The sequence below is a fragment of the Neoaquamicrobium sediminum genome (genome assembly GCF_040970315.1).
Classification (GTDB): Bacteria; Pseudomonadota; Alphaproteobacteria; order Rhizobiales; family Rhizobiaceae; genus Aerobium; species Aerobium sediminum.
On the sequence record NZ_JAZHFV010000007.1, the window covers coordinates 120,612 to 144,995 of the forward strand.

The 24,384-nt window shown below is 62.9% G+C and carries 23 protein-coding genes; 10 read left to right on the forward strand and 13 right to left on the reverse strand.

The window, feature by feature from the left end; genetic code table 11:
- Nucleotides 1–225 precede the first annotated feature (225 nt).
- The 6 genes from traA to V1479_RS21055 all read left to right on the forward strand — a co-directional run bounded on the left by traA (nucleotide 226) and on the right by V1479_RS21055 (nucleotide 7,868).
- Nucleotides 226–3,531, forward strand: coding sequence for a Ti-type conjugative transfer relaxase TraA (gene traA / locus V1479_RS21030; RefSeq protein WP_368804616.1), 3,306 nt, complete (start codon nucleotides 226–228; stop codon nucleotides 3,529–3,531).
- Nucleotides 3,528–4,061: a conjugative transfer signal peptidase TraF gene (gene traF / locus V1479_RS21035; protein ID WP_173194909.1), complete on the forward strand. Its 534-nt coding sequence runs from the start codon at nucleotides 3,528–3,530 to the stop codon at nucleotides 4,059–4,061. Before traA ends, traF begins: the two co-directional genes overlap by 4 nt.
- Nucleotides 3,982–5,217: a conjugal transfer protein TraB gene (locus V1479_RS21040; protein ID WP_368804617.1), complete on the forward strand. Its 1,236-nt coding sequence runs from the start codon at nucleotides 3,982–3,984 to the stop codon at nucleotides 5,215–5,217. The genes traF and V1479_RS21040 overlap by 80 nt, the downstream gene beginning before the upstream one ends.
- A 530-nt stretch (nucleotides 5,218–5,747) precedes the next feature.
- The gene (locus tag V1479_RS21045) at nucleotides 5,748–6,497 is read left to right on the forward strand and encodes a LuxR family transcriptional regulator (protein WP_173194907.1); all 750 of its coding nucleotides are present in this window, start codon (nucleotides 5,748–5,750) and stop codon (nucleotides 6,495–6,497) included.
- An 83-nt stretch (nucleotides 6,498–6,580) separates the two neighbouring features.
- Nucleotides 6,581–7,243, forward strand: a complete 663-nt coding sequence (locus V1479_RS21050; RefSeq protein ID WP_173194906.1) for an acyl-homoserine-lactone synthase — start codon at nucleotides 6,581–6,583, stop codon at nucleotides 7,241–7,243.
- 286 nt (nucleotides 7,244–7,529) lie between these two features.
- Nucleotides 7,530–7,868 (forward strand): transcriptional repressor TraM, encoded by a 339-nt coding sequence (locus tag V1479_RS21055; RefSeq protein WP_173194905.1) that lies wholly within the window; start codon nucleotides 7,530–7,532, stop codon nucleotides 7,866–7,868.
- Between the two features lie 15 nt (nucleotides 7,869–7,883).
- On the opposite strand, the gene V1479_RS21060 is transcribed toward V1479_RS21055, so the two are convergent.
- The 12 genes from V1479_RS21060 to trbB all read right to left on the reverse strand — a co-directional run bounded on the left by V1479_RS21060 (nucleotide 7,884) and on the right by trbB (nucleotide 18,162).
- Nucleotides 7,884–8,588: an autoinducer binding domain-containing protein gene (locus tag V1479_RS21060; RefSeq protein WP_173194904.1), complete on the reverse strand. Its 705-nt coding sequence runs from the start codon at nucleotides 8,586–8,588 to the stop codon at nucleotides 7,884–7,886.
- A gap of 80 nt (nucleotides 8,589–8,668) precedes the next feature.
- Nucleotides 8,669–9,970, reverse strand: coding sequence for an IncP-type conjugal transfer protein TrbI (gene trbI, locus V1479_RS21065; RefSeq protein WP_173194903.1), 1,302 nt, complete (start codon nucleotides 9,968–9,970; stop codon nucleotides 8,669–8,671).
- Nucleotides 9,967–10,434 carry a conjugal transfer protein TrbH gene (gene trbH, locus V1479_RS21070; RefSeq protein ID WP_173194902.1) on the reverse strand — a complete coding sequence of 156 codons (468 nt, stop codon included), beginning with the start codon at nucleotides 10,432–10,434 and terminating at the stop codon, nucleotides 9,967–9,969. Before trbH ends, trbI begins: the two co-directional genes overlap by 4 nt.
- Before the next feature lie 3 nt (nucleotides 10,435–10,437).
- Entirely contained in the window at nucleotides 10,438–11,262 is an 825-nt protein-coding gene (gene trbG, locus V1479_RS21075; protein WP_368804618.1) for a P-type conjugative transfer protein TrbG, read from the reverse strand.
- A gap of 20 nt (nucleotides 11,263–11,282) precedes the next feature.
- Nucleotides 11,283–11,945 carry a conjugal transfer protein TrbF gene (locus V1479_RS21080; protein ID WP_173194901.1) on the reverse strand — a complete coding sequence of 221 codons (663 nt, stop codon included), beginning with the start codon at nucleotides 11,943–11,945 and terminating at the stop codon, nucleotides 11,283–11,285.
- A gap of 8 nt (nucleotides 11,946–11,953) precedes the next feature.
- Nucleotides 11,954–13,120, reverse strand: a complete 1,167-nt coding sequence (trbL, locus tag V1479_RS21085; protein WP_368804619.1) for a P-type conjugative transfer protein TrbL — start codon at nucleotides 13,118–13,120, stop codon at nucleotides 11,954–11,956.
- Nucleotides 13,101–13,310 (reverse strand): DUF2749 domain-containing protein, encoded by a 210-nt coding sequence (locus V1479_RS21090; RefSeq protein ID WP_173194900.1) that lies wholly within the window; start codon nucleotides 13,308–13,310, stop codon nucleotides 13,101–13,103. Before V1479_RS21090 ends, trbL begins: the two co-directional genes overlap by 20 nt.
- Nucleotides 13,307–14,107 (reverse strand): P-type conjugative transfer protein TrbJ, encoded by an 801-nt coding sequence (gene trbJ, locus V1479_RS21095; protein WP_173194899.1) that lies wholly within the window; start codon nucleotides 14,105–14,107, stop codon nucleotides 13,307–13,309. The genes V1479_RS21090 and trbJ overlap by 4 nt, the downstream gene beginning before the upstream one ends.
- Nucleotides 14,079–16,526, reverse strand: coding sequence for a conjugal transfer protein TrbE (locus tag V1479_RS21100; RefSeq protein ID WP_173194898.1), 2,448 nt, complete (start codon nucleotides 16,524–16,526; stop codon nucleotides 14,079–14,081). The genes trbJ and V1479_RS21100 overlap by 29 nt, the downstream gene beginning before the upstream one ends.
- 5 nt (nucleotides 16,527–16,531) lie before the next feature.
- Nucleotides 16,532–16,831, reverse strand: coding sequence for a conjugal transfer protein TrbD (locus V1479_RS21105; RefSeq protein WP_173194897.1), 300 nt, complete (start codon nucleotides 16,829–16,831; stop codon nucleotides 16,532–16,534).
- Complete coding sequence (locus tag V1479_RS21110) at nucleotides 16,824–17,201, reverse strand: TrbC/VirB2 family protein (protein ID WP_173194896.1); 378 nt, start codon at nucleotides 17,199–17,201, stop codon at nucleotides 16,824–16,826. The genes V1479_RS21105 and V1479_RS21110 overlap by 8 nt, the downstream gene beginning before the upstream one ends.
- Entirely contained in the window at nucleotides 17,191–18,162 is a 972-nt protein-coding gene (gene trbB / locus V1479_RS21115) for a P-type conjugative transfer ATPase TrbB (protein WP_173194895.1), read from the reverse strand. The genes V1479_RS21110 and trbB overlap by 11 nt, the downstream gene beginning before the upstream one ends.
- 435 nt (nucleotides 18,163–18,597) lie before the next feature.
- On the opposite strand from trbB, the gene repA reads away from it, so the two are divergent.
- The 4 genes from repA to V1479_RS21135 all read left to right on the forward strand — a co-directional run bounded on the left by repA (nucleotide 18,598) and on the right by V1479_RS21135 (nucleotide 23,086).
- A complete protein-coding gene (gene repA / locus V1479_RS21120; RefSeq protein WP_009452546.1) occupies nucleotides 18,598–19,830 on the forward strand; it encodes a plasmid partitioning protein RepA in 1,233 nt (410 codons plus the stop codon).
- A gap of 75 nt (nucleotides 19,831–19,905) precedes the next feature.
- A complete protein-coding gene (repB, locus tag V1479_RS21125; RefSeq protein WP_009452547.1) occupies nucleotides 19,906–20,916 on the forward strand; it encodes a plasmid partitioning protein RepB in 1,011 nt (336 codons plus the stop codon).
- A gap of 165 nt (nucleotides 20,917–21,081) precedes the next feature.
- Nucleotides 21,082–22,419 carry a plasmid replication protein RepC gene (repC, locus tag V1479_RS21130; RefSeq protein WP_173194894.1) on the forward strand — a complete coding sequence of 446 codons (1,338 nt, stop codon included), beginning with the start codon at nucleotides 21,082–21,084 and terminating at the stop codon, nucleotides 22,417–22,419.
- 4 nt (nucleotides 22,420–22,423) lie between these two features.
- Nucleotides 22,424–23,086, forward strand: a complete 663-nt coding sequence (locus tag V1479_RS21135) for a hypothetical protein (protein ID WP_119396910.1) — start codon at nucleotides 22,424–22,426, stop codon at nucleotides 23,084–23,086.
- Nucleotides 23,087–23,271: 185 nt separating this feature from the next.
- On the opposite strand, the gene V1479_RS21140 is transcribed toward V1479_RS21135, so the two are convergent.
- Nucleotides 23,272–24,195 carry a recombinase family protein gene (locus tag V1479_RS21140; RefSeq protein ID WP_173194893.1) on the reverse strand — a complete coding sequence of 308 codons (924 nt, stop codon included), beginning with the start codon at nucleotides 24,193–24,195 and terminating at the stop codon, nucleotides 23,272–23,274.
- Nucleotides 24,196–24,384: the final 189 nt, after the last annotated feature.

Sequence of the window (24,384 nt, forward strand, 5' to 3'; positions counted from 1 at the left end):
GCTTTGTGGCGATGGCGAGGATCGGCCGGGATCGCGCGCAGCGCGACCCGGCAGAAGTGACGGGTCGGCGAAGCCGACGCTTTGAGAGATCATCCCGGCGTTCCGAAGGAATGCCTCCAAGGGCGCAGTAATACGTCGCTGACGCGACGTTGAGCGCCCGGACCCGTCCGGGAAGAGGCGTGGCCTGCGGAACAATGTCGTTCAACTGCCGGGATCGCTGTCACCGTGGCCATCACACACTTCACGCCCCAGATCATCGGCCGCGCTGACGGGCGTAGCGCCGTCCTGTCGGCCGCCTACCGCCACTGCGCGAAGATGGAACATGCGGCCGAGGCCAGGACCGTCGACTATTCGGGCAAGCGCAATCTCGCACACGAGGAGTTCCTGCTTCCCGTCGATGCGCCGAAATGGGCGCGTGAGATGATCGCCGACCGCTCGGTCGCGGGCGCCGCCGAAGCATTTTGGAACAAGGTCGAGGCCTTCGAAAAGCGCGCCGACGCGCAATTCGCCAAGGAATTCATCGTCGCCCTGCCGATGGAACTGTCGAAGGCGCAGAACATCGCGTTGGTGCGCCAGTTCGTCCACGAGCAGGTGCTCGGCCGCGGGCAGGTTGCCGACTGGGTCTATCACGACGATCCGGGCAATCCGCATGTCCATCTGATGACGACGCTGCGCCCGCTCACGGAGAGCGGCTTCGGGGCCAAGAAGGTCGCCGTGATCGGTGCTGACGGCCAGACGGTCCGCACGAAGACCGGCAAGATCCAGTATCGTCTCTGGGCCGGCGAGAAGGCCGAGTTCCTCGAGCAGCGGCAACGTTGGCTCGATCTTCAGAACCAGCACCTCGCGTTCGGCGGCTTTGAGATCCGCGTCGACGGGCGATCCTATGCGGAGCGCGGCATCGACCTCGTGCCCACGACCCATATCGGCCCGGGCGCAAAGGCGATCGAGCGCAGGGCGATGCGCGAGGGCAGGGACACCAGGCTCGAACGCCTCGCATCGCATGCGGCTGCGCGTGCGGTGAACGCCGAGCGCATTCAGGCCCGGCCGGAAATCGTGCTCGATCTCGTCAGCCGCGAAAAGAGCGTGTTCGACGAGCGCGACATCGCCAAGGTTCTGCACCGCTATGTCGACGATCCCGGCGCCTTCCAGCAGCTTCTGGCGCGGATCGTTCAAAGCCCGGATTGCCTTCGTCTCGAATCCGGGACGGTCGACTTTGCGACGGGCGCGCGCTTGCCGGACAAGCTCACCACGCGCGAGCTGATCCGCCTTGAAGCGGAGATGGTATCCCGCGCGTCCGCGCTCGTGAAGGCGAAGGGGTTCGGCGTCCGGAAGAAGATTGTTGCCGACGTGTTCGCGCGTCACGACCGTCTTTCAGACGAGCAGCGCACGGCCATCGAGCACGCGACCTCCGGCGCGCGGATTGCCACCGTTGTCGGCCGCGCCGGCGCCGGCAAGACGACGATGATGCGCGCGGCGCGCGAGGCATGGGAGGCGGCAGGCTACACGGTGGTCGGCGGCGCGCTTGCCGGCAAGGCGGCCGAGGGCCTTGAGACGGAAGCCGGAATCCCGTCCCGCACCCTGGCATCCTGGGAGCTGCGCTGGAACGAGGCGCGCAACCGCCTCGACAGAAAGACGATCTTCGTCATGGACGAGGCCGGCATGGTCGCCTCGAAGCAGATGGCGACATTCGTCGAGGCGGTCTCGAAGGCTGGCGCCAAGCTGGTGCTTGTCGGCGACGCCGAGCAGCTCCAACCGATCGAGGCGGGAGCGGCCTTCCGCGCCATCGTCGAGCGCACCGGCTATGCCGAGCTCGAGACGATCTACCGCCAGAAAGATGCCTGGATGCGCACCGCCTCGGTCGATCTGGCGCGCGGCAATGTGACGGCTGCGCTCTCGGCCTATGGGGGCCGCGGCATGGTGATCGGGGAAAAGCTGAAGGCCCAGGCGGTCGACAGCCTGATTGCATCCTGGAACGGTGAATATGATCCCGAAAAGTCCACACTCATCCTGGCCCATCTGCGTCGCGATGTGCGCGAACTCAACCGGCTCGCCCGCGAAAAGCTGGTCGAGCGCGGCATTGTCGGCGAGGGCCACGCGTTTCAGACGGAAGAGGGGACACGGCATTTCGATGCTGGCGACCAGATCGTGTTTCTCAGGAATGAGGGCGCGCTCGGCGTCAAGAATGGCATGATCGGCAGGGTGGTCGAAGCCGGACCCGGCAGGATCGTCGCCGAGACCGGCGAAGGGGAGGGGAAGCACCGCATTGAGGTCGAGGAGCGCTTTTATCGCAATCTCGATCTTGGCTATGCCACCACGATCCACAAAAGCCAGGGCGCGACCGTCGATCGCGTCAAGGTGCTCGCCTCGCTCTCGCTGGACCGGCATCTGACATATGTCGCGATGACCCGGCACAGGGAGGATCTCCAGCTTTTTTATGGCGAGCGGTCGTTCCAGATCGCGGGCGGCCTCGACACGCTCCTGTCGCGGCGCAACGCCAAGGAAACCACTCTCGATTATGCCGCCGGACGCTTCTACCGGCACGCGCTCAGCTTCGCCAACAGCCGCGGACTTCATCTCATGCGCGTCGCCCGCACACTCGCCCGCGACCGGCTGGACTGGACGCTGCGCCAGAAGCGGCGCCTTGCCGATCTTGGCCGAAAGTTTCGCGCCGTCGGCACCCGCATCGGCCTCTTCGACACCACCCTGTCCGCCGTCCAATCGAAAAAGGAGGCCGAGCCGATGGTCAAGGGCGTCACCACATTCGCCAAATCCATTACCGACGTCGCGGCCGAGAGGGTCCACGCAGAAAAGGAGGTTGCCAGACAGTGGGAGGAGGTCTCCGACCGGTTCCGTCTGGTCTTTTCCGATCCGGAGGCGGCGTTTCGCGCCATTCGCTTCGATGCCGTCCTCGCCGACCCTGCAGTTGCTTCGGAGCGTCTAGGACAGCTTGCGCGTGAGCCCGCCTCTATCGGCGCGTTGCGCGGCCGTGAAGGGATTCTGGCAAGCCGCGCGGAACGGCAGGCGCGGCAGGAGGCCGAGGCGAACGTGCCGGCACTCGGGCGCGAGATCGAACGTTACCTGCGTTTGCGCGAGGCGGCCACGCGCAGGCTCGAGGTCGATGAAACGGCGCTGCGCCGTCGCGCCTCGATCGACATTCCCGCGCTTTCACCTGCTGCGCACGCCGTGCTCGAAAAGGTGCGCGACGCGATCGACCGCAATGATCTTTCGGCAACACTCGGGTTCGCGCTGGCCGACCGCATGGCCAGGGCCGAAATCGATGGCTTCAACAAGGCCGTGTCCGAGCGGTTCGGGGAACGCACCTTGCTCTCGAACGGCGCGCGCGACACCAACGGCGCCGTGTTCAGGAAGGAAGCCCTCGGCGTGCCCGCGGCCGATCGCGAAAAGCTCGCTGCGGCCTGGCCGATCATGCGCACAGGCCAGCAGCTCGCCGCCCACGAGCGCACCATGAAGGCGCTCAAGAAGACCGAGGCGCTGCGACAGAGCCAGCGTCAGTCCCAGGTTCTCAAATGACCCGCAGGCGTCGCGCGCTCACCATTCTCGGGATCGGTGCCGCTGCCGTGACCGGCCTGCTCGCCCTCGGCTACGTAGGCGGCCTGCGCATCAATCTTACCCCAAGCTACCCGCTCGGGATCTGGCGGATCGTGCCGCTCGACCGCAAGGTTGCCGTCGGCGATCTCGTCATGATCTGCCCGCCGCCAACGTCCGCGTTCACGCTCGCGCGGCAGCGAGGATATCTGCGGTTGGGGCTCTGTCCAGGATGGCTGAGTCCGCTGATCAAGACGGTTGCTGCGACGCAGGGACAGCGCGTGGAGATCGCCGGCGCGGTGAGCGTTGATGACTTACCGCTCGCCAACTCCAAGATGCGCGCGGCGGACGCTGAGGGCAGGGGGCTCATTCCCTTCGCCGGCGGCATCGTGCCGTCTGGTCACATCTTTCTTCACTCTGATTTCGCAGGTTCCTATGACTCGAGATATTTCGGGCCGATCCCGGCCGCCGGTGTCCTCGGCGTGGCCCGTCCCATCCTCACCATTCACCGCTGACGCCGTGAAGACTGTCGGTCTCACGATGCTTGCCGTTGCCGCCGGAGCAATCGGTTGGAGCGGCAATCCCCTCACCCTCCCGCTCGCCTTCGTGTTCCCCGCCCTGTGGGCAAATGCTCCCTCCCGGATCGCGGCCGGCATTGTATCCGCGGGATATTTCCTTGCGGCCTCGCGCGGTCTGCCACAGGGCGTTGTCAATTACTTTGGCAGCGGGATCGCCGAAGGCCTCGCACTCTGGCTCGGCGCATCGCTCGCCTTCGTCGTCGTGCATGCGGTGCTATGGACATCGCGGCCGGGGAGGGGACGGACCCTGCGATATGCCGCCGCGGCGCTCCTCTTGAGCGTGCCGCCTTTCGGCATCGTGGGTTGGGCGCATCCGATCACGGCCGCCGGCATCGTCTTCCCGGGCTGGGGGTGGTGGGGACTTGGAGCGGCAGCGATCGGCCTCCTCGCCATGACCACGAAGGTCTGGTCGATCGCAACGCTCGTCTTGGGAGGAGCGTTTGCATGGTCCGCCGCAGTGTGGACAGATCCCAGCGTGCCCGACGGCTGGATCGGTGTCGACACGGAATTCGGGGGCGAGCGTGGCAAATATACGGGGTTGTTTCAGCATCGTGAGACCATCGCCGCGGTGAAGGCAGCGGCGGCGCAAGGTTACAAGGTCGTGGTGTTGCCCGAAGGCGCCGCAGGCATCTGGACGCCGACCGTTGAACGCCTATGGGTCAATGAGATCAAAGTACTCGACGTCGTCGTAATTGCTGGAGCGATCCTGGTCGACCGGCAGGGCTACGATAACGTGATGGTAGAGATCTCGGGTGAGGGAGCGCCCATCCTCTACCGTCAGAGAATGCCGGTACCGGTCTCAATGTGGCAGCCCTGGCTGGCGTTGGTCGGTGAAACCGGTGGTGCGCGAGCGAATTTCTTCGCAAATCCGATCGTTGAATTCGGTGGCGCACGGGTCGCCCCATTGATCTGCTACGAGCAGCTCATTGTATGGCCCCTTCTGCAATCGGCACTCTACGTGCCCGACATCGTTGTGGCGACGGGAAACGGCTGGTGGACACACGGTACCAGCATCGTCGCTATTCAGAAGTCCGCGACCATTGCCTGGGCACGACTCTTTGATCTTCCACTTATCATGGCGTTAAACATCTGAGATGAGCAGATGACGGGCCGGGCTGTGCAGTTAGCGTCAAGGGACCGGAAGCCGTATGGCGCGAACCAAGCTCAAATGCGGAAGTACAGCCCGATCACGAGAGCATTTGCGAAGGCCTCGGATCTGATTACGCATATTCCTTGATTTTCTGCAGTCATTGTGCCTCTAAAAGATGATGGGAAAAGTCATCTTTATTCGGCCCAATTACCAACCTATTCAACCCAAAGTACGTCTCCTCGACGCGCCGATCTAGAGCCGCCACCATAACAACCCGAGCGTCATGATGTTGGCGACCTGCACGGCAAAGCTCGGCGCCATGTCGTCGGGGCGTGCGCCAGGTCTTGAATGTGACCGACGATGGAAGGCGGCCGGCGGCCACCGGAACGCGAGCGGATCGGCCGCCCGAACGGCGGCTGGCCGTGGGCCCCGCATAGAATTCATCACCGGGCAGGAATGTCGCCTGGTCCGGTCTTCCCTGATCGACGATCAGCGGTCGTACGCACTACAGCACAGCAGAAAAGGCGTTGAGCATGAACCGACGAGATCGAAATTCCGATGATCTGGAACTGTTCGAACTGCTCGAAAAGCTTGGAGAGCTAACCGACGCGACTGGGATTCCCGAACTCTTGGGTAGGCTGCTCGACATCTATGGGCTGAAGACGGTGGCCTATCTGGGCTCTGGAGTGACTGCACAGCCTGGACAATCCCCCTATCTCGCAGTGACCTATTCGAACGAATGGGTTGATCACTACAAGGCCCAGCGCTTCGTCGATATCGATCCGACCGTGCAGATCGGTATGCGCCGTATGCTGCCCATCGACTGGGACGAGCTCGATCGGGCAGACGAGGACGTTCGCCGCCTGTTTGGGGAGGCAAAGGAGTTCGGCCTCGGCCGTCGTGGCATCTCCCTGCCCGTCCACGGCCAGCACGGTGATAGAGCGCTGGTCTCGATCACGAGCGACGCCAGCGATCGCGACTGGCGGTACCTCCGACTCCACTACATGCGAGACTTCCAAATGCTGGCGCTTCATATGCACCAGGCGATTCTGCGGTTGGAGGGGAAGACCGTGGAGCAGGCCAGGCTGTCCCCGCGCGAGCGAGAGTGCCTGTTGTGGGTAGCCGAGGGAAAGACGGCGTGGGAGACCGCCGTTATCCTCGGCCTGTCGGAGCACACCGTGCGCTGCTATCTTGAGAGCGCCCGCCACAAGCTTGGTGCCGCCAACAACACCCATGCGGTGAACAAAGCCGGCAAGGTTGGTCTACTCACTCAGCTTCCGTAAATCCGGCAGATACACCGGATTCCGGGGCCTTCTAATGGGGTCTAGTTGCTTCAGCGTTTTCAACAAACGCAAGGAGCAACACCATGATCACAATCGTCGAAGGTGCGGAGCGCGACCGTCACCCCGCCTTAATCGATGAGATGTTTCGGATGCGGGCGGCAGTGTTCGCCGACCGGCTCGAATGGGACGTCTCCGTCACCAATGGGAGGGAGGTCGACCGTTTCGACGCAGAAGATCCCCTCTACCTGCTTTCGCTCGACGACCGGACCGGAGCGCTCCAAGGAGCGGTGCGGTTGCTACCGACCACCGGGCCAAACATGTTGCGTGACGTCTTCCCGGTTCTTGTGCCAGGCGGTGCCCCGGCGAGCCCCCTCATCTGGGAGAGTTCCCGGTTCGCGGTGAACCCTGCCGCGTTCAACGCGTACGAGCGCGCTGAAGCGAACCACGTGGTCAATCGCACGACAATCGAGCTTCTGTGCGGCATCGTTGAAGTCTGCCAGCGCGCCGGCATCGAGCACGTCGTGTCGGTCTTCGACGCGCGAATGGCGCGAATCTTTCGCACCATCGATTGCGCCTTCGAGGTGATCGGAGCCCCGACCCGCATCGGCAGGACGATGACCTATGCCGGCATATTCGACATGTCAGACGCCATGCGAGAGCGTCTGGGGGAAGCCGGCAGGCTTCTTGCGCCGGTTCTGGCCCCTGTGGATCCGCGGCAGACCCCGGCCCCCGCATCGTCTGATTGACCATCGCTTTTGTCACATGGTTATCTGGTCTGGACGATAACCATGTCCTATAAGGGCCCTGAGGCGGTACGCGCTGCCTTGGGGCTTAGAAACCCCACCACAGAGCAGGTGTCGGCTGATGCGACACCAAGGATCCTCTGGCCACGGCCGGGGGCCTGCGACGCATGTCCAGGCACTCGTGCTAAAGGTCGCAGGGACCGTCTGTGGCGGTTTTCTAACCCCCGGCTTGGGGTCATGGTCTTTATAGTTTGCGGGGGCGCACCGCGAACCAAGCCGCAGGGATTGAATGCGAACAAAACCAGACGTCGACATCGGACCCGGCCAGGCTGCGACATCCAGTGTCATCAACGCCCTCCTGGCCGAGCTGAGTGAGAAAGAGCTGGCACAGGTGGCCGTCGCGGTCATTCGGGAGAACAGGAGCCGGTTGCAGAAGGCCCAGGAGCTGTTCGAGGAGGTCAGCCAGCTTGACGCCGCTGGTTCGAGAGACGAGCATCTGGGGCAACTGAGGCACGACTACCGGATCGCCATGCTCAACCTTCATGCGCAGCATCAGGTCGTGAGCCTGGTCGTCGAGCGCCTCGGGTTCGTGCCCGAGGTCGATGGACAACGCCCCGTGCTCAATTAGCTGGGACTATCGGAATTAGATCAGTCCGATGCGTGTGGCGATCGTGCCTGCCTGCCGATTATTCGCTGCCCCGAGCTTGTTTGTCGCCTCGTCGATATAGGACCGCACCGAGCGATACGAGATGTCCAGCATGAGTGCGATGTCGGCCATCGACATCCCCTCTGCGAACCAGCGCAGGCACTCTGCCTCGCGCGGCGACAAGCGAATGCCGGAGGCAAGCGATGCGTCGCCGCTTGCGCCTCCCAGCCGGGAGTGCACAAAGGCGACCGAAACCGCCGCGGTGACCGGATCGATGTCCTCGCTCAGCTTCGATACAGGCCTCCCGCTCGCGAGCGTGAACACCATGCGGTCCCTGAATCCTACGGGAATCGAGATCGAGATCCCGGACCTGATGCCGAACCGGTCGGCCTCGACGAAGAACTTGATTACATCCCGCCGACCATTGCGCCTCGCCTCACCGGCCGACCACGAAAACAGCGGCGGTCCGTGCTTTGCTTTGGTCACGACCGGATCGACCCGGATGAACTCCCGTTGCACATAGAGCTCCTGCCAGGCGCGCGGATAGTTGGAGACGGCGAAGCTCTCCGGTCCGCGAAGGTAGAGGTAGGCGTAGAAGTCGAACCCGGTATCGTCCGCGAAGTCTCGCAACGAACGGCGGGCTGCACGCTCGTCAAGCGGCAGCGAAAGCCTGTCGATGAGTTTGAGCAGATTGGCGTTCAATGGTGGGCGGGTCCAATGGCAAGCCCCGCGACAGAAGGCGACCCTTCTGCACGGAGCGTTAAAAACGAAATGGGTCATCGCTACCGATAGGACCCGGGGAAGACGATGTCCTGGTCGACCAGGACGTTGAACCGGTAACCCGGGCGGATCTCCAGTGTCGGCTGGACGTTGAGGTTGCGCGAGACCGTCTGCTCGGAGATCTGCCCGAAGGTTTCGGCGAAGGAGCGCCTGGCGGCGTCCTCGGCACTGTTGGCCGTGCCGAAGCTGTTGCGATCCTGCGGCAGCATCATTTCGGTCCCGGCGCCGATAAGAGCGACGAGGATCGCCGAGCCGAACGTGCGCAAATAGTGGTTGTCCACCTGGTCCCGGAATCCGCCATAGCCAGCTGAATCGGTCCCCGCCATCCCGCCGATCTGCAGTGTCGATCCGTTCGGAAAGATGAGGTCGGTCCAGATGACGAGCACGCCGTCCTGCCCGAATGTGACCTCGGAATCGTAGCGGCCGAAGAGTTTCGATCCCTGCGGGATGAGAAGGTGCCGGCCCGTCGCGCTGTCATAGACATTCTGCGAGACCTGAGCCGTGATCCGCCCGGGAAGGTCCGAGTTGATACCCGTGATGAGCGTTGCCGGGATCACCGACCCGCGCTTGAGCTCATAGGGCGAGATCTGCCCGATGACCGGATTGGGAAGGTATCCCAGATCCCGGATGTCCTGATTGAAGAAGCGCTCCTTGGCCGCCTGCCCGTTCGCGTCCGCGGCGCCACCAACGCCCGCCTCCATGGCGGCGGCGTAGAGATCGAGCGCGGTCTGCGGCCGCGTTGTCGACGATTGCGGTTGGCCAGGCGCCGCGGTCGTGCCGTCGTTCGTCACAGCCGAAAGGTCGCCTAGCGAAACGGCTATCGGGGAATCGAACGCCGCGTCATTGGCTTGATAGCGCGCCATGCGCTGACGGTGCAGCTCGCGCATGAGCTGTTCTTCTTGCTCTCGTTCGAGGCGGGCGCGCCATGCCTCTTCCGGCTCCAGAGCCGTCCGTTGCTGTTCGGCCGTGGGGGCATCCGGTGGCTCCGGCATGAACGGGTTTTCCTCCGGCTCCGCCGGCTCGACGGGAATCGGTAGCGGCTGCGGTTGCACCGGTTCGCCGATGATGCCGTCCGGCACGCCCTCCTTGAGCTGGTCGGCATGGGTCGAGGCCGGACGGGAGCCAGGTGTGAACGCTGCATTGTCATCGCCCAGGCGAAGACCGCGCGAGGACAGCCCATAGAAGATCACGGCAAGGAAAAGCACCACCAGCACAATCGCGACGACGATCGGCAGGCGATTGAGGCGCCGGATTCTCGGCCCGCCAGCGAGATCGGAGCCGCCGAGCCTGAGACTCTCGGTCATGACGGCTCCCTTCCATCGCGCTGCATCATCGACAGCGGCGAGATCGGCGTCGCCCCCTCCCCGCCCATCTGGTACATGCGTGTGAGGTCGAGCGCGTGAGTCGACAACCGGACCAGGATGCTGCCCTCGAACGTGTCCACGACATAGGCGAGGGCAACGGTAGTCGCCTCCTCCGTCGCCTGGTCCGTGGCGACGGCATAGCCCCATTCCCTGAGCGAAGACTCCAGCGCCTCGCCGAATATGGAGCCGTCCGGCTCAAGCTGGATCGTCGTCGTGCCTGGACCGACCTGCTCGGCAAACCGCCCGATCATATCCCCAGCGATCGCGGACGCCGCCTCCGGGGTGAGCTGCGCGGTTGCCGAACTCGTGACCAGACCCGCACCGCCCAGTGTCTGGCACCCGGCCAGCAGTGCGGCGCACAGCACGAAAACCACCAGGCGAGGTTGGAAAATCGAGCGGTGCATTCCCTACCCTCCCCGCCTGATCGTGATTTTCTCCTGAGAGCGTCCGACGCCCGAGACGAGGATCGCTCTGTCGATGTAATAGTCGACCACCATCATGGTGCCGTTCATGCGGTAGTTGACGATCCGGTTCTCGCCGCCGGAAACCACGAACAGCACCGGCGCATCCTGGCCCGACAGCGACGAGGGGAACTGGATGTAGGTTTTCTGGCCGTCGCTGTAGATGCGGGTCGGCCGCCATCTCGCCGTTCCGCTCACACGAAACGAGAAATTGAGCTGCTCCGCCGGCACGCCGGCGCCGGGCACGATGCTCGCCTCCATGCGCGAGGCAATCTCGGCGAAGCGCGCATTGACGTCTTCGGGATAGTCGAACCCGACCCGCGCCATATAGTTCGAGTGATGGGACTTGAGCTGGATGTGGTAGGTGCGCCGCGAGGTTGTCACCACCATTGAGGTGACGAGGCCGGTTTCCGAAGGCTTGACGATCAGATGCACCGCCTGGCCGCCCGGCGCACCCGACGTCGCCGGCTCGACCTTCCAGCGCACGGTGTCGCCAAGCAGCACGTCGCGCACGATCTCGCCCGGCTGGAGTTCGATGTCGCACACCTGAAGCGGCGAGCAGACCACCGATGGCTGAACCTGGCCGAAGAGGAAGATGACCTTACCGTCGGGGCCGCGCGTCACGCCCCCCTGCCCTTGCTGCCACTGGCCGGAAATGCTCGTGCCGCGCTGCTCGTTGACACTCAGGGGCTGCGCCAGGGCCGGCGCTGCAATCGTCGAGAGAACAAGTCCGGTGCAAAATGCTGCGCTCCGGAATTTGGAAAAATTCATGAAAGGGATCCTCCGGGCACTCACAGCTGCGCCGTCCAGTCGAAATCTTTGAGGTAAAGGCCGATCGGGTTGAGGCGGATGACCGCCTCGTCCTGGGGCGGTGTCAATGTGACCGTGGCGACGCCCCGAAACCGCTTTACGTCCTGCTCCCTGCCCTGCCGGTCGCGCTCATATTCCGTCCAGTCGACCTGGTAGCTCTGGTTGGAGAGCGGCACGATGTTCGTGACCTCGACAGCAACCGTCATCGTGCGGGCGCGCTCGAACGGAGAGTTGCCTCGGAACCAGGCGTTGACCTTCTCGGTCGCCGGATCGGACGTGCGCAAATGGGCATAGGTGCGGTCGACATATTGCTTCTGCACCACGGCATCGGGCGTGACCGAACGGAAATTGCTGACGAAGCTGCCGAGCGTGGCACGCACCACGCGCGGGTCGGCATATTCGATCTGTTGCGGGAAGCCGGCGCTCGCGGCCGTGCCGAGCCGATCGACTTCCACGATATAGGGGACCAGCTGCACCTGCGTGCTCTGATAGAGCGCATAGGAGAAGCCGATCACCGCCATCAGCATCCCGGTCACGCCGACGATGCGCCACGAAGCGGCGGCTTTCACATATGACCCGTAACGCTCGTTCCATTCCTGGCGTGCGGCAAGGTAGGGATTTTCCGGTGGGCTCTTTGCGGCCATGGTCTACGTCACGCCTTGTCGTCTGCTGATTTTCTGGTGGTGGGGCGGCCCTGGCTCTGGTCGAGCTTGGAATTGGCAAGGCCGAGTGTGGATGCGCCCCAGGTGCCCGGAACGCCGATTGCCTTGTCCCGGCCGGCCGAAGCGAGCGCGGAGCCGGCAGCGCTCGCGCCGCTGGTCATGCCCTTGAGTGCGGCCGCCCCGAACGAACTGCCGGCCGCCCGTGCATCGGAATAGGCCGAGGCCCCTGCCCTCGCCCCGCCCCAGGCCAGCGCGGCGCTGCCGGCGGCCATGGTTGCGGCCTGGCCGCCGTGACGGATCGTCTCCATGCCGCCGGTCACCGATACCCCCTGCACGACGCCCTGGACGATGTTGGGCACATACATGGCGATGACGAACACCACGACGGAAATGCCGCCGATGGCCAGGGTGGACAGAAACTCGTCGGCGCCAGAGGGGGAGTTGGCGAGATCGATGAGGACTTCAGAACCGATGCGCGCGATCATCACCAGCGCCATCAGCTTCATGCCGACCGAGAACGCATAGACGAGATACCGGACGGCGAAGTCCTTGGTGAAGCTCGAGCCGCCGAGACCCAGCATGATCATGCCGGCAAGCAGGCCGACATACATCTCGGCCATGACGGCCACGAAAATCGCGGCCACCAGGCTGAAGGCGATGACGACGATCACCATGGCGAACACCGCCGCGATCGCGAGCGCATTGTCCTCGAACAGCCCGAACTGCGCCTTCTCCGACATCTGGCTCGCGACCTGCAGGCCGGCGTTGAAGACGTTCGCTGGCGATGCCGAGCCGCCCCCTGCGCCGATCTGGAAGAGGCTGTCGACCATTGCGCGTGCGAAGTCCGGCCCCTGCTCGAGGATGAAGACGAACAGGCCTATGAACATGATGCGCCGCACCAACTCGGCGAACCACGTGTCGAGCGACGCGGCGCCGAGCGCCAGCCAGACAGCCGCAATGCCAACTTCGATGCCGGCAAGGATCCAGAACAGCGAGCGCGCCGCCTGCATGACGGTCGTCTCCCAGCCCTGCGCGGCGTCCGCGACCTCGTTTTCCAGCGTCGTGAGAAGCGAGCCATCCTGTGCGAGGGCGGGCTGGAGAAAAAACAGGACGCCGAGGCTGGCGGCAATGGCGAGCTTAGTTGTCGGGGGCCTCATCGCCCTGCCCCTCTCCGTTGCCCCAGCGCGGCCGCATCTCCTGCCCGGCGGTGGTGTCATACTCAGTCGGTGTGTCGAGGACTCTGCGCGCGCCATCCGGTTCCCCGCCAAGGTTCGGGACGACCCAGACCGCAACAGCGATCCCGACAATGACAGTGGCTGCCGCCATGATAATAAGTGTTCTCGTCACCAGCGCGGCTCCATGACCTGGCCGCCCGATGTCGACGGTGCGTTCGAGTTGAAAAAGTCCTCGCGGCGCGTCTGCGCGAGATCCTTTGCGGCCTGTTCGGACTGGTGCCAGGTCGCCATCATCGTGATCTGCTGCGAGACGAGACCGCGCAGCTTCTGTGTCTGTGCCACCTGTTGCGCGGCGATCTGATGGCCGACCTGCAGCGCCTGCATCTGACCGACGGAGCTCTGCGACATCGAGCGAAGCTGGCTCATCGTCGCCTCTTCACTGGCGAACTGATCGGCCGTCAGTCCGGCCGCCCGCAACGTCGCCGAAATCGTCTCGCGGTTGGTGTCCGACCACGACTGATAGCTCGAGGAGAAATCCTCGCCATTGGCGAGCCCCGTCTCGAACTCGGCGAAACTCTCGAAGCGTTGCTTGAGAACGTCGTCGATATTGCCCATCGCAAAGGCGATGCCCTCGCCCTGGTTGACGAGGTTCTGGAGCGCCATGAGGTCGCTTTCGACCTGACCCCAGACGTGATCGGGCAGCTGCAACGTGTTCTGCAGCATGTTCTCGTAGATCCGGATTTGATTCTGGATTTGCTCGGAGAGTTGCGTGATCTGAGTGATCTGGTTCTGGATCTGCTCGGCCGACTGGCCCGTGAGCCCCACCAGCTCCGCGTTGTTGAGGAGCTGCGTCCACTCGGTTGCGTTCCCGGTGACCGCACCGGCATGAGCCGAGCCTGGGAGAACCAGGCACGCGCTCATCACCGAGGCGGCCGTGATCCTAATCGCGTGTAAGAATGGCTTCGGCATTGCTGATCCCCCTTTCCATAAGCCACGCAGCCGGCCAGTCCGGACCATAATCCTTGTGCAACTGATCGATGCGTTTGAGGTCTTCCTTGCCCGAGGCGCCTGCGAAGGCGAGCGCGACCGGGCCAAGCGCCATGTCGAATAGCCGTCTGCCCTCGGGGCTTGCGACGTAGTATTCGCGCTTCGGCGTCGCGGTCGCGACGATCTCGATCTGGCGCTCGTTAAAGCCGATGCGCTCATAGAAGTCGCGCGTGCCCGGTTCGCGCGCGGCGCCGTTCGGCAGACAGATCTTGGTCGGGCAGCTTTCCTTGAGCGCGTCGATGATGCCCGAGCGTTCCGCGTCCGAGATCGACTGTGTGGCAAGCAGAACGGCGCAGTTCGCTTTCCGCAGGACCTTCAGCCACTCCCTGATCTTATCCCTGAAGGTGGGATGGCCGAGCATCAGCCAGGCTTCGTCGAGAACGATGAGACTGGGCGCGCCCGTCAGGCGTTTTTCGATCCTGCGGAAAAGATAAAGCAGCACGGGCACGAGATTGCGCTCGCCCATGTTCATCAGCTCCTCGATTTCGAAGGTCTGGAACGCGCCGAGCGCGAGCCCGTCCTCCTCGGCGTCGAGGAGTTGTCCCATCGGCCCGTCGACGGTGTAGTGGTGGAGCGCGTCCTTGATTTCGCGCATCTGCACCCCGCTCACGAAATCCGAGAGCGAGCGGCCTCGCGCCGACGCCATGAGACCGACCTGGCGGGAGATCGCATTGCGATGATCGGGTGTGATCGCAACACCTTGCATGGCGATCAGCGTCTCGATCCATTCGCTTGCCCAGGCCCGATCTCCCTCGGTCGACAACTCGGCCAGCGGGCAGAACGACAGAGAAGTCCCCTCCCCTGCGCCGACCTCGTAATGATCGCCGTCGGCAGCGATCGTGAGCGGGAGCAGCGACCGGCCCTTGTCGAAGGCAAAGATCTGCGCGTTCTCATAGCGGCGAAACTGAGCCGCGATCAGGGCGAGCAGCGTCGACTTGCCCGAGCCGGTCGGACCGAACACGAGCGTATGTCCGACATCGTCGACATGGAGGTTCAGCCGGAAGGGCGTCGAACCTGACGCAACCTGCATCAGGGGCGGCGAGCCGGGCGGATAGTAGGGGCAAGGCGCGGCAGCGCTTCCCGACCACACGGAATTGAGCGGAATGAGGTCGGCGAGGTTGCGCGTATTGACGAGCGGTTCGCGGACATTAGCGTAGCTGTTGCCCGGCAGGCTGCCGAGATAGGCTTCGGTCGCGTTGAGCGTCTCGATGCGCGCGCCGAACCCTTCGGCCTGGACGAGCCGGCGCACCGCCTCGGCCTGGTCGCGCAGCCGCGTATCGTTACTATCGAAGAGCACGATCACCGGTGTGTAGTAACCAAAGGCGACGAGCTGGGATGAGGCCTCGGCAATGGCGTCCTCGGCCTCGGCGACCATCGTCATGGCGTCCTGGTCGACCGCACGGCTCTGGGTCTGAAAAAGCTGGTCGAAGAACGGCCGCACCTTCTGCTGCCATTTCTTGCGCGTGCGTTCGAGTTTTGCACGCGCTTCCTGGTCGTCGAGGAAGATGAAGCGGCTCGACCACCGGTAAGTGAGCGGCATCAGGTCGAGCGAATTGAGAATCCCCGGCCAGCTCTCGGCCGGAAACCCGTCGATCGCGACGACGGCAAGATACCGTCCGTCGACCACCGGCGACAGGCCGTGGTGAAACTCGGCCGTCGCCAGCCAGTCGAGATACATCGGGATCGCCGGCAGGCGCACCGGATGGCTTTCGCCCACGATGCAGAACCGGATGAACTGGAAGAGTTCGTCGTACCGGGCTTCGCGACCGGATTCAGGGTCGGCGACCGTGCGGGTAACCATGCGCCGGATCGAAAGCACATTGGCCAGATACTGTTCGAACTCGCGGATGGATGTGCGGAAGGTGTCCAGGACCACATCGGCATAGGTCTCCGAGCGGCTCTCACTATCGGAATAGACATAGCGTGCGAGGCCCGACCGGCGCCGCTCGGGTGGCCGGTAGGTGAGAATGATGGCGTGCTGACTCTCGTAATGCCCGCTCTCGGCCTCGAAATGCGCCCGCCGTTCGTCATCGATCGCACGTGTCACCGGGTCAGGGAAATGGCAGTCCTCGCGTTCGGGATAGGCAACGGTGGGGATGCGCACTGCCTCGACCTGGATCATCCAGCCCGAGCCGAGCCGGGACAGGATCGTGTTGATCTGCCGCGACACCTCGTTGCGCTCGAAGTTGGTCGAGCTCTCCGAATCCGGGCCGGCAAAATACCAGCCGGCCATGACCGACCCATCCTTGAGCAGGATCACGCCGTCGTCGACCAGGCCCGCATAGGGCAGAAGGTCGGAGAAGGACGGCCGGGTGTTGCGGAACTGACGAAGCGCGACCATTCCAGTCAGGGCCTCCGCCACGGTGAGGCGGTCGGACGGTAGCCTGCTCGATAGCCGATATGGCGCAGATAGACCTGCCGCATCATCGGATCGGCTTTGGCCATCATGCGAAGCGCCGCCAGCACCGCAGCCCAGATGGCGATCCCGAGCAGCACCGAAAACCACGTCAGGACCACGAAGATCAGGATCACGGCGGCAAGGCCGGTCAGCAACACCAGCTCCCGATCGGCCCCCATCAAATGGTTCGGGCGCGAAAGCGCCCGATGAATGCGGGATCGTGCGAGAGCAACGCTTGGCTCAGCCATCGCTCCCCTCCCCTGCCCTGGCCCGCGACGCCTCGTGGGCCGGATAGCCGATCGAGGCGCCGCTCGCGCCGAATAGGCCGACGATCTGCGTGGCGCCGAGGAGGATGCCGGCGACCAGCACGACATACATCAGCCTGCGCGCGAAATCGTTCAATTCGCCGCCAAAGATCAGCATGCCGCCTGCGACTGCAACGGCGGCCAGCGCGATGAAGCCCGCAACCGGGCCGGTGATGGACTGCTGTATCTGTTGAAGCGGCCCTTCCCAGGGCAGACCGCCACCACTTGAGGCGAGCGCCGGCGTCGCGAGTGCGAGAAAGAAGAGCGTTGCCGCGACCGGGATGGCGGCCAGAGCGCGGTTGTTATGCGGCATGACTTTCCTCATCAATCTGGGGATGGTGATCGGTCGCGTAGCGCGCGCCGTCGAAGCCCGTGACATGCATGACATCACGCACGCGCCGGCCGTGGCCGGCACGTTCGATCGAGACGACGAGGTCGACGGCTTGGCCGATCACCTCACGCATCGGCTGCTGGCTGACCTCCGCGGTCAATTGCTCGAGGCGGCGGAGCGCGGAGACGGCGCTGTCGGCGTGAATGGTCGTCACACCGCCCGGGTGGCCGGTATTCCATGCCTTGAGCAGGGTGAGCGCGGCACCGTCGCGGACTTCGCCGACGATGATCCGGTCCGGCCTCAGCCGCATCGTGCTCTTCAACAGCCGGGCCATGTCCACTGTGTCGCTGGTATGAAGGGCAACGGCGTTGTCGGCTGCGCACTGGATTTCCGAGGTGTCCTCGAGGATGACCAGGCGGTCGTCGGGTGACAGCGAGACAATCTCCGCAATCACGGCGTTGGCCAAAGTCGTCTTGCCCGACCCAGTGCCGCCGCTGATCACAATGTTCATGCGCGAAGCAACAGCGCTCCGCAGCACGGTTGCTTGACGGTGGGTCATGATCCCGGCTCGCACATATTCCTCGAGCGGGATGAGCCGGGATGCCCGCCGTCGGATCGTGAACGTAGGTGCGGCGACAATCGGTGGGAGTAGGCCCTCGAAGCGGTGCCCACCGATCGGGAGTTCGCCCGAGATGATCGGCTGGCTTGCATCCACTTCAGTCTGCAGAGCATGGGCAACGCTGCCGATGATAATCTCGGCGGCGCCGGGCGCGAGCTCGCCAATGGGCTCGACCCCCTGCCCGAGCCGTTCCACAAACAGCCGGCCGTCGGGATTGAGCATGATTTCGACTACCAGCGGATCCTTGAGTGCCCCGCAGATCGCCTCACCGAGCGCGTCCTGGAGTTTGCGCACGAGCCGATCGTGCGATCGCGCCCGGCTCATTCGGCAACTTCCACAAACTGGACCTCGCTAGACGCAGATCTCTCGTATCGAGCGGCTCTACACCGCTCTCGTCTCCATGGCATGTTTCCGTCCTACAAATGCGATCGACGGGCCTATCGATCATGGATAACTGCCTTCCGTCAGCCCGGCAGAATTGCCGGGTTCGGACGGGGGTGAGTCGGGTTCCGGACGGCGGATTGGAGGATATTTGCTTTTCCCGGGCCCAACGGCCGGGCTCGGCCCCGGCAATTCTGCCGGGCCAGAATTTGCTCCAGGTATCATCGGGCAATGTTGGTAAGTGACTGAGAGAAAAGGAAAAAGGCCGCCAAGGTCACGGCCGCCGCCGATCTCGATCACGCTTCTGGCAACCTTCTGTTAACCTAAAATCGCTTGCCAGAGAACGGGAATCGCTCATACTGGCGCCAGATTGGCCGAATGGCCGAATATGGCGCTATTTTCTCGTTCGGGGACAAAGCGGAGATGGCATTTCTCCCAAGTTTTGAGTTTGACGACAAGATCCTCGCCCAAGGGGCCGAGATCTCGCGCAAGCTCGACCAACTGAGGGTCGAGAAGTTTCCGACCGAAGGGCAGAAGACGCTTCGGCGGTTCTCGATGGCCGAGGTCGCCCATTATCTCGGGATCAGTCCAAACAATCTGAAACGCCTCCATCTTGAAAAGAAAGGCCCCGAGCCGTTCGTCGTTGCCGGTGGACGGCGCTTTTACTCCGCCGAGCAGATGACCGAGCTGCGGGACTATCTGGATAAGCACGGGCGATCGGATTCCAAGAAGTATGTGCCCTACCGCAAACCCGGCGAAAAGCTGCAGGTCATTGCCGTGGTCAATTTCAAGGGCGGGTCGGGAAAAACCACCACTACGGCACATCTCGCGCAGCACCTTGCGCTCACGGGTCACAGGGTCCTGACTGTGGATCTTGATCCGCAGGCTTCGCTATCGGCCCTCCATGGCTTCCAGCCCGAGCTCGACAAAAACCCCTCGCTCTACGATGCGATCCGATATGGTGACGCCGCCCCGGTCGAAGACGTTATTCGCAAGACGAACTTCCCGTTGCTCGACATCATCCCGGCGAACCTAGAACTGCAGGAATATGAGTACGAGACGCCACTTGCGATGCAGTCTCCGTCTCAAGAAGGAAAGCGGTTCTTCACGAGGGTCGCCAAGGCGTTGGATTCGGTCAGTGACCGTTATGACGTCGTGGTCGTCGATTGCCCTCCGCAGCTTGGCTATCTGACGCTCTCAGCACTCTCGGCCGCCACCTCGGTTCTGATTACAGTCCATCCGCAGATGCTGGACCTGATGTCCATGAGTCAGTTTCTGCTGATGCTGGGCAATATCATGAAGTCGATCAAGAATGCTGGCGCGCAGGTTCAGCTGGACTGGCTGCGCTATCTCATCACCCGATACGAGCCCACGGACATTCCCCAGGCGCAGATGGTCGGCTTCATGCAGTCGATGCTAGCCGAGGAGATCCTGAAGAACCCAATGCTCAAATCCACGGCGATTTCCGACGCCGGCCTCACCAAGCAGACGCTCTATGAGGTCGAGCGATCGAACTTCAATCGGGATACCTACGATCGGGCAATCGACAGCATGGATGCCGTGAACTTCGAGATTCAGGGACTGATTCACCAGGCATGGGGGCGGCTGTGATGTTGACTGCCGTCAAAACCGCCAAAAAGGTACGCGGTTTCAAGCGCATAAGTCGGATAAGGGGGTGCTAGTCAAATGGCGCGGAAAAATCCCTTTGCGAGCATTATGGACAACGGCAACGCTCCCGCCGAGCGCCCGGTCGCGCGAGACTACGCCTTCAAGGGTGCATCACGCTCGCTCATAAGCTCGATCGACGAAATGGCAGCTCAGGCAGGCAAGCTGCTCGAGGGCGAGACGATAATCGAGGTTGACCCCGACTTGGTGGACCAATCCTTCGCCAACGACCGGCTCAACGTTGATCAGGAAGACTACGAGGCCGACTACGCCCAGGTGCTGGAGTCGATCCGCAGTTCCGGTCAGAACTCCCCGGCCCTCCTTCGCCCTCATCCCGAGCGGTCCGGCCGCTACATGCTGGTCTTCGGTCGCCTCCGCTGGCGCGCCGCTAAGGAGCTTGGTCTCAAACTTCGCGCTGTCATCAAGGAGATCTCCGAGCGCGATCATGTGATCGCCCAGGGACAGGAAAACAACGCGCGAGCGAACACGTCCTTCATCGAGAAAGCGCTGTTTGCCGCCGACATCGTTCAACGGAAATTCGACGAAGACAACGCGACCGCCCTCGCCGCGATCGGTGTCGATCGGCCGACACTTTCGAAGATGCTCTCTGTCGCGTCGATACCCAAGGACCTGCTCGAAGCGATCGGCCGCGCCAAAGCCGTTGGTCGTGATCGCTGGTACGAGCTCAAACTCCTCCTCGACAAGCCGGGCAATGTCGACACTGCCCTGGCTCTAGCGTCGAATTCCGATTTTCAGGGGATGCCAAGCGAAGCGCGGTTCGATGCGATCGTCGCGAAGCTGAAAGCCTCAAAGCCACGGCGCCGTGCCGCGCCGGCACCATCCAAACGCACCTGGGCGCCGTCTGATGGGCGTGTTGCCGCGGAGATGGTGGCCAGTGGCAAGAAATTCACCATCGCCCTAAAGGCGAAGGGGACCGACGCAACAGCGTTCGGTGACTACCTCTCGGAAAATCTCAGCGAGTTGTATGAGGCTTTCCGTCGGGAAAAACGAGCAACCACAAACGGAGATTGAGCGCAAAAGAAAAAGGCCCCCGAAACGGCATTCCGGAAGACCTTCTCTTTAAGTTTGGCGACTGAGAGAATCCCACTTCCGCGAATCATAGTCAAGACCATTCAGGTCGGTTTGAGCGCCGATTCGGCGAGCAGGTTTCTTTTGCCTAGCGATAGGTGAAGAAAAATGCAGACGCATACCCCAACGACGCCCTTTGGGCGGCGAACGATGTCGCTTGGCATGATGGCAAGCCAGGCTGTAGCAAAGACCGTGCCGGAAGGCGCGCAGGTTCAAAAGTGGCAGGTGTTCCACACGATCCGGGAAGCGCGCGACCTGATCGGTGCAACGGACCGCGCACTCGCCATTCTGAACGCCCTGCTCTCGTTCCATCCAGAAACGGAGCTCTCGGGCGACGGTGAATTGATTGTCTGGCCGTCGAACGAGCAACTCATGGCCCGTGCAAACGGCATGCCGGCGACAACGCTGCGGCGGCACCTGGCCGTTTTGGTCGACTGCGGGCTGATCATTCGTCGCGATAGTCCGAACGGCAAACGCTTCGCCCGCAAGGGCAGGGGCGGGCAGGTCGAACAGGCCTACGGGTTCGATCTGGCCCCGATCGTTGCCCGTGCGGAGGAGTTCGAGGAACTGGCGGACGCGGTTCGGGCCGAAAAGAATGCCTTTCGGCTTGCCAAGGAACGCCTGACGTTACTGCGCCGCGACGTCGTCAAGCTCATTGAGACCGGCATCGAGGAGAACGTTCCGGGCAATTGGGGCAGGGTACAGCAGACCTACCAGGCTATTGTCGGCCGCCTGCCGCGCTCTGCCCCGAGGCAACTAATCGAGGACATCTGCTGCGATCTCCACGGTCTCTACACGGAGATCCTCGAGGTGTTGGAATCATTTGCAAAAACACAGAATCCGGACGCCAATGAGTCCCATTCTGGTCGCCACATACAGAATTCAAACCCAGACTCCATATCTGAATCTGAAGAAGGCTCTCGAAAAGAGAATGAAGCGGGCGGCGGCGCCGCGGAAAACGATAACCTGCGGAGCTTGCCGAAGCGGGAGTTGCCCTTGGGGATCGTGCTTGACGCCTGCCCGGACGTGAAGGATTTGGTGCCAGGGGGCGAGATACGCCACTGGCGGGACTTTCTGGCGGCCGCGGAGGTGGCTCGGCCACTGCTTGGGGTCAGCCCGAGCGCCTGGCGGGAAGCCTGCGAGGCGATGGGCGAGGTTCAGGCCGCTATTACGCTCGCGGCAATCCTGCAGCGCTCCGATCAGATCAACAGCGCCGGCGGTTATCTGCGCAGCCTGACGGACAAGGCAAGGGAGGGCAAATTCTCCACATGGCCGATGGTCATGGCGCTTTTGCGCGCCAAGCTCGATGCCGGCAAACGTGCTGAACTCAGCGGGGACCGAGGCGAACTAGCAACGTCTGACGCTTCTGACAGTGCTCCCGGCAAGCTCGAAGTTAGTGAGGCGCTTCTTCGCTCACTCAAAAAGCCGTCCGGGGGCAGGGGGTAATCCAATGGACGCGGACCTGAAACGAGATCTATTGCGGCTTTTTGAGGCCTGTATCGCTCAAATCAGAAGCGGAAAGCCCGGTCCGAGCCTCTTGGTGTCCCGGGAGTTTGAAGCCACTCTGCTGCACTACTGTGAGTGTCTTCGAGCAGAAATGGATGAAGCGACGTCGCCGTACCCCACCCCGCGCGTTCCAATCGAGCTGATTGTCAAGGCGAGCGCTCAAGATGCAAGGGATGGCCTTGACGATCTTCGGCACTGGCTGAGGGGCGCCGAGGAGGTGATCGTGTGCGACCCCTATTTTCTGCACTTCAAACCAACGGGAATGTTTCCGGACATTGAGAGCTATTCGGATGCCCTTGTGCGATTGTTTCCCAAGACGGCAATTCGGGTCGACCTTTATACCAACAGCTATCAACGGACCGTTCGTCCAGCCGTGCTTCGTGCCTTGAAGGAAGGCCGCTCGGTGCGCCACTACATGTCGAGCGACCTTCATGACCGGTTCGTGATCAAAGACAGGTCGGAGGGCAAATCGATTGGAACTTCGTTCGGAGGCTTCGGTCGCAAGTTCTTCGCGATGACGGACCTCAGTCCGGTTGATGTCGCGTCGGTGATGTCCGAACTGAAAAAGCTATGCCCCGAGCCGGTCCGTCCAGGGCGGCGGAGGTAAATCGCTGCAAGAATTTCAGACGCTCCTGGACCCGCGCGATCGCCCATTGCGCGAAATCCTTCCGGCTGTTGACGGTCATCGTTTCCATGGCAGCGCTCTCCGGATTTGTTTGGCGTGTGCTGCCGAAAGTCGGCCCTGCGATCTGTACAGCGCCGCCGCTCCCACGTTATTCCCAGCTTCCGCGCTCAGGCTGCCTCGAGCAAGCCGCTTCGCTTTGCCCGGTCGAGAAGGTTTTTGACGGAGGAGGGCGCCCATCTCGTACCGCCACGCGGTGTGCGCTCATGAAGGCGCTCGAGCTGGTTGGCGATTTCGCGCAAGGTGAGCTCTGGGTTGGAGGAATGGATACCCGCTACAAGCGTCATCAGGCGGTCCTCGGGCGGCCGAGGCGGCGACTTTCTCAGGAGAGACTTATCGGCCATTCCTTCGCTGACCATCCATCTTACCGCGCGCCGCAAGCGCTCAGGGGTCCAATCGAAGCCGCGTTGCTTGAGGACGCGCGAAATGTCGTCCCAGGTGTGGTCTGGTCGCATGCGCCGGACGACTGGAAGCCATTGATTGGCAGTGGACTGGATGCGCGCGCCGTAGGCCGCTTTCTGAGCAGCCGTCATCTTGGCCAGCATCTCCGGCCGACGTTCCCGAACCCCTGGGTTGCCTGGTAGCCGGCCATTTGCCTTCGCAGCTTTGACGCCTGCCTTCGTCCGCTCCGAGTTGAGAGCCCGTTCCAGCTGGGCGACGGCGCCAAGGACCTGCAGCGAAAACATGCCCTGCGGCGTCGTGGTATCGATGGGATCGCTCAGCGAGCGGAAATAGGCGCCTTTGGACGTCAACTCCTCGATGACATTGAGCAAGTGGCTCACCGAGCGCGCTAGGCGGTCGAGCCGAACCACAACGAGGGTGTCGCCGGCGCCGATCTCACGGACCAGCCGGGCGAGGGCAGGGCGGGTCCGCGAGGCGCCGGACCCATGCTCCTGGATGATTGTATCGCATCCGGCCGACCTCAGTTCCATCTCCTGCGCTTCCGTCGCCTGCTCGTCCGTGGAGACGCGCGCATAGCCGATAAGTCGGCCCTGTGGCCGACGGGAAGAGGGATTGCGCGGTGTTTTGGTCATTTGGAGCGCCTGAGAGCCGTGTTGAAGCCGAATTTACAAACATGAAAGATACGGATAACCGATCGTTTGTAAACGTCTCTTAAGGCACTTAGGGAGGGCGCTACGGCCGCCCAGATGCCGGAAATCAGCACTTCCCGGGCTTCAGAAGGGCCAGAGGTGTCCTGCTGTACAATCGCCGAGCGGGTTCGG

Coding starts and splice junctions, on each gene's coding strand:
- traF (WP_173194909.1), top strand. CDS start 3,528: ATGACCCGCAGGCGTCGCGCGCTCACCATTCTCGGGATCGGTGCCGCT.
- V1479_RS21040 (WP_368804617.1), top strand. CDS start 3,982: ATGACTCGAGATATTTCGGGCCGATCCCGGCCGCCGGTGTCCTCGGCG.
- V1479_RS21045 (WP_173194907.1), top strand. CDS start 5,748: ATGAACCGACGAGATCGAAATTCCGATGATCTGGAACTGTTCGAACTG.
- V1479_RS21050 (WP_173194906.1), top strand. CDS start 6,581: ATGATCACAATCGTCGAAGGTGCGGAGCGCGACCGTCACCCCGCCTTA.
- V1479_RS21055 (WP_173194905.1), top strand. CDS start 7,530: ATGCGAACAAAACCAGACGTCGACATCGGACCCGGCCAGGCTGCGACA.
- trbI (WP_173194903.1), bottom strand. CDS start 9,970: ATGACCGAGAGTCTCAGGCTCGGCGGCTCCGATCTCGCTGGCGGGCCG.
- trbH (WP_173194902.1), bottom strand. CDS start 10,434: ATGCACCGCTCGATTTTCCAACCTCGCCTGGTGGTTTTCGTGCTGTGC.
- trbG (WP_368804618.1), bottom strand. CDS start 11,262: ATGAATTTTTCCAAATTCCGGAGCGCAGCATTTTGCACCGGACTTGTT.
- V1479_RS21080 (WP_173194901.1), bottom strand. CDS start 11,945: ATGGCCGCAAAGAGCCCACCGGAAAATCCCTACCTTGCCGCACGCCAG.
- trbL (WP_368804619.1), bottom strand. CDS start 13,120: ATGAGGCCCCCGACAACTAAGCTCGCCATTGCCGCCAGCCTCGGCGTC.
- trbJ (WP_173194899.1), bottom strand. CDS start 14,107: ATGCCGAAGCCATTCTTACACGCGATTAGGATCACGGCCGCCTCGGTG.
- V1479_RS21100 (WP_173194898.1), bottom strand. CDS start 16,526: ATGGTCGCGCTTCGTCAGTTCCGCAACACCCGGCCGTCCTTCTCCGAC.
- V1479_RS21105 (WP_173194897.1), bottom strand. CDS start 16,831: ATGGCTGAGCCAAGCGTTGCTCTCGCACGATCCCGCATTCATCGGGCG.
- V1479_RS21110 (WP_173194896.1), bottom strand. CDS start 17,201: ATGCCGCATAACAACCGCGCTCTGGCCGCCATCCCGGTCGCGGCAACG.
- trbB (WP_173194895.1), bottom strand. CDS start 18,162: ATGAGCCGGGCGCGATCGCACGATCGGCTCGTGCGCAAACTCCAGGAC.
- repA (WP_009452546.1), top strand. CDS start 18,598: ATGGCCGAATATGGCGCTATTTTCTCGTTCGGGGACAAAGCGGAGATG.
- repB (WP_009452547.1), top strand. CDS start 19,906: ATGGCGCGGAAAAATCCCTTTGCGAGCATTATGGACAACGGCAACGCT.
- repC (WP_173194894.1), top strand. CDS start 21,082: ATGCAGACGCATACCCCAACGACGCCCTTTGGGCGGCGAACGATGTCG.
- V1479_RS21135 (WP_119396910.1), top strand. CDS start 22,424: ATGGACGCGGACCTGAAACGAGATCTATTGCGGCTTTTTGAGGCCTGT.
- V1479_RS21140 (WP_173194893.1), bottom strand. CDS start 24,195: ATGACCAAAACACCGCGCAATCCCTCTTCCCGTCGGCCACAGGGCCGA.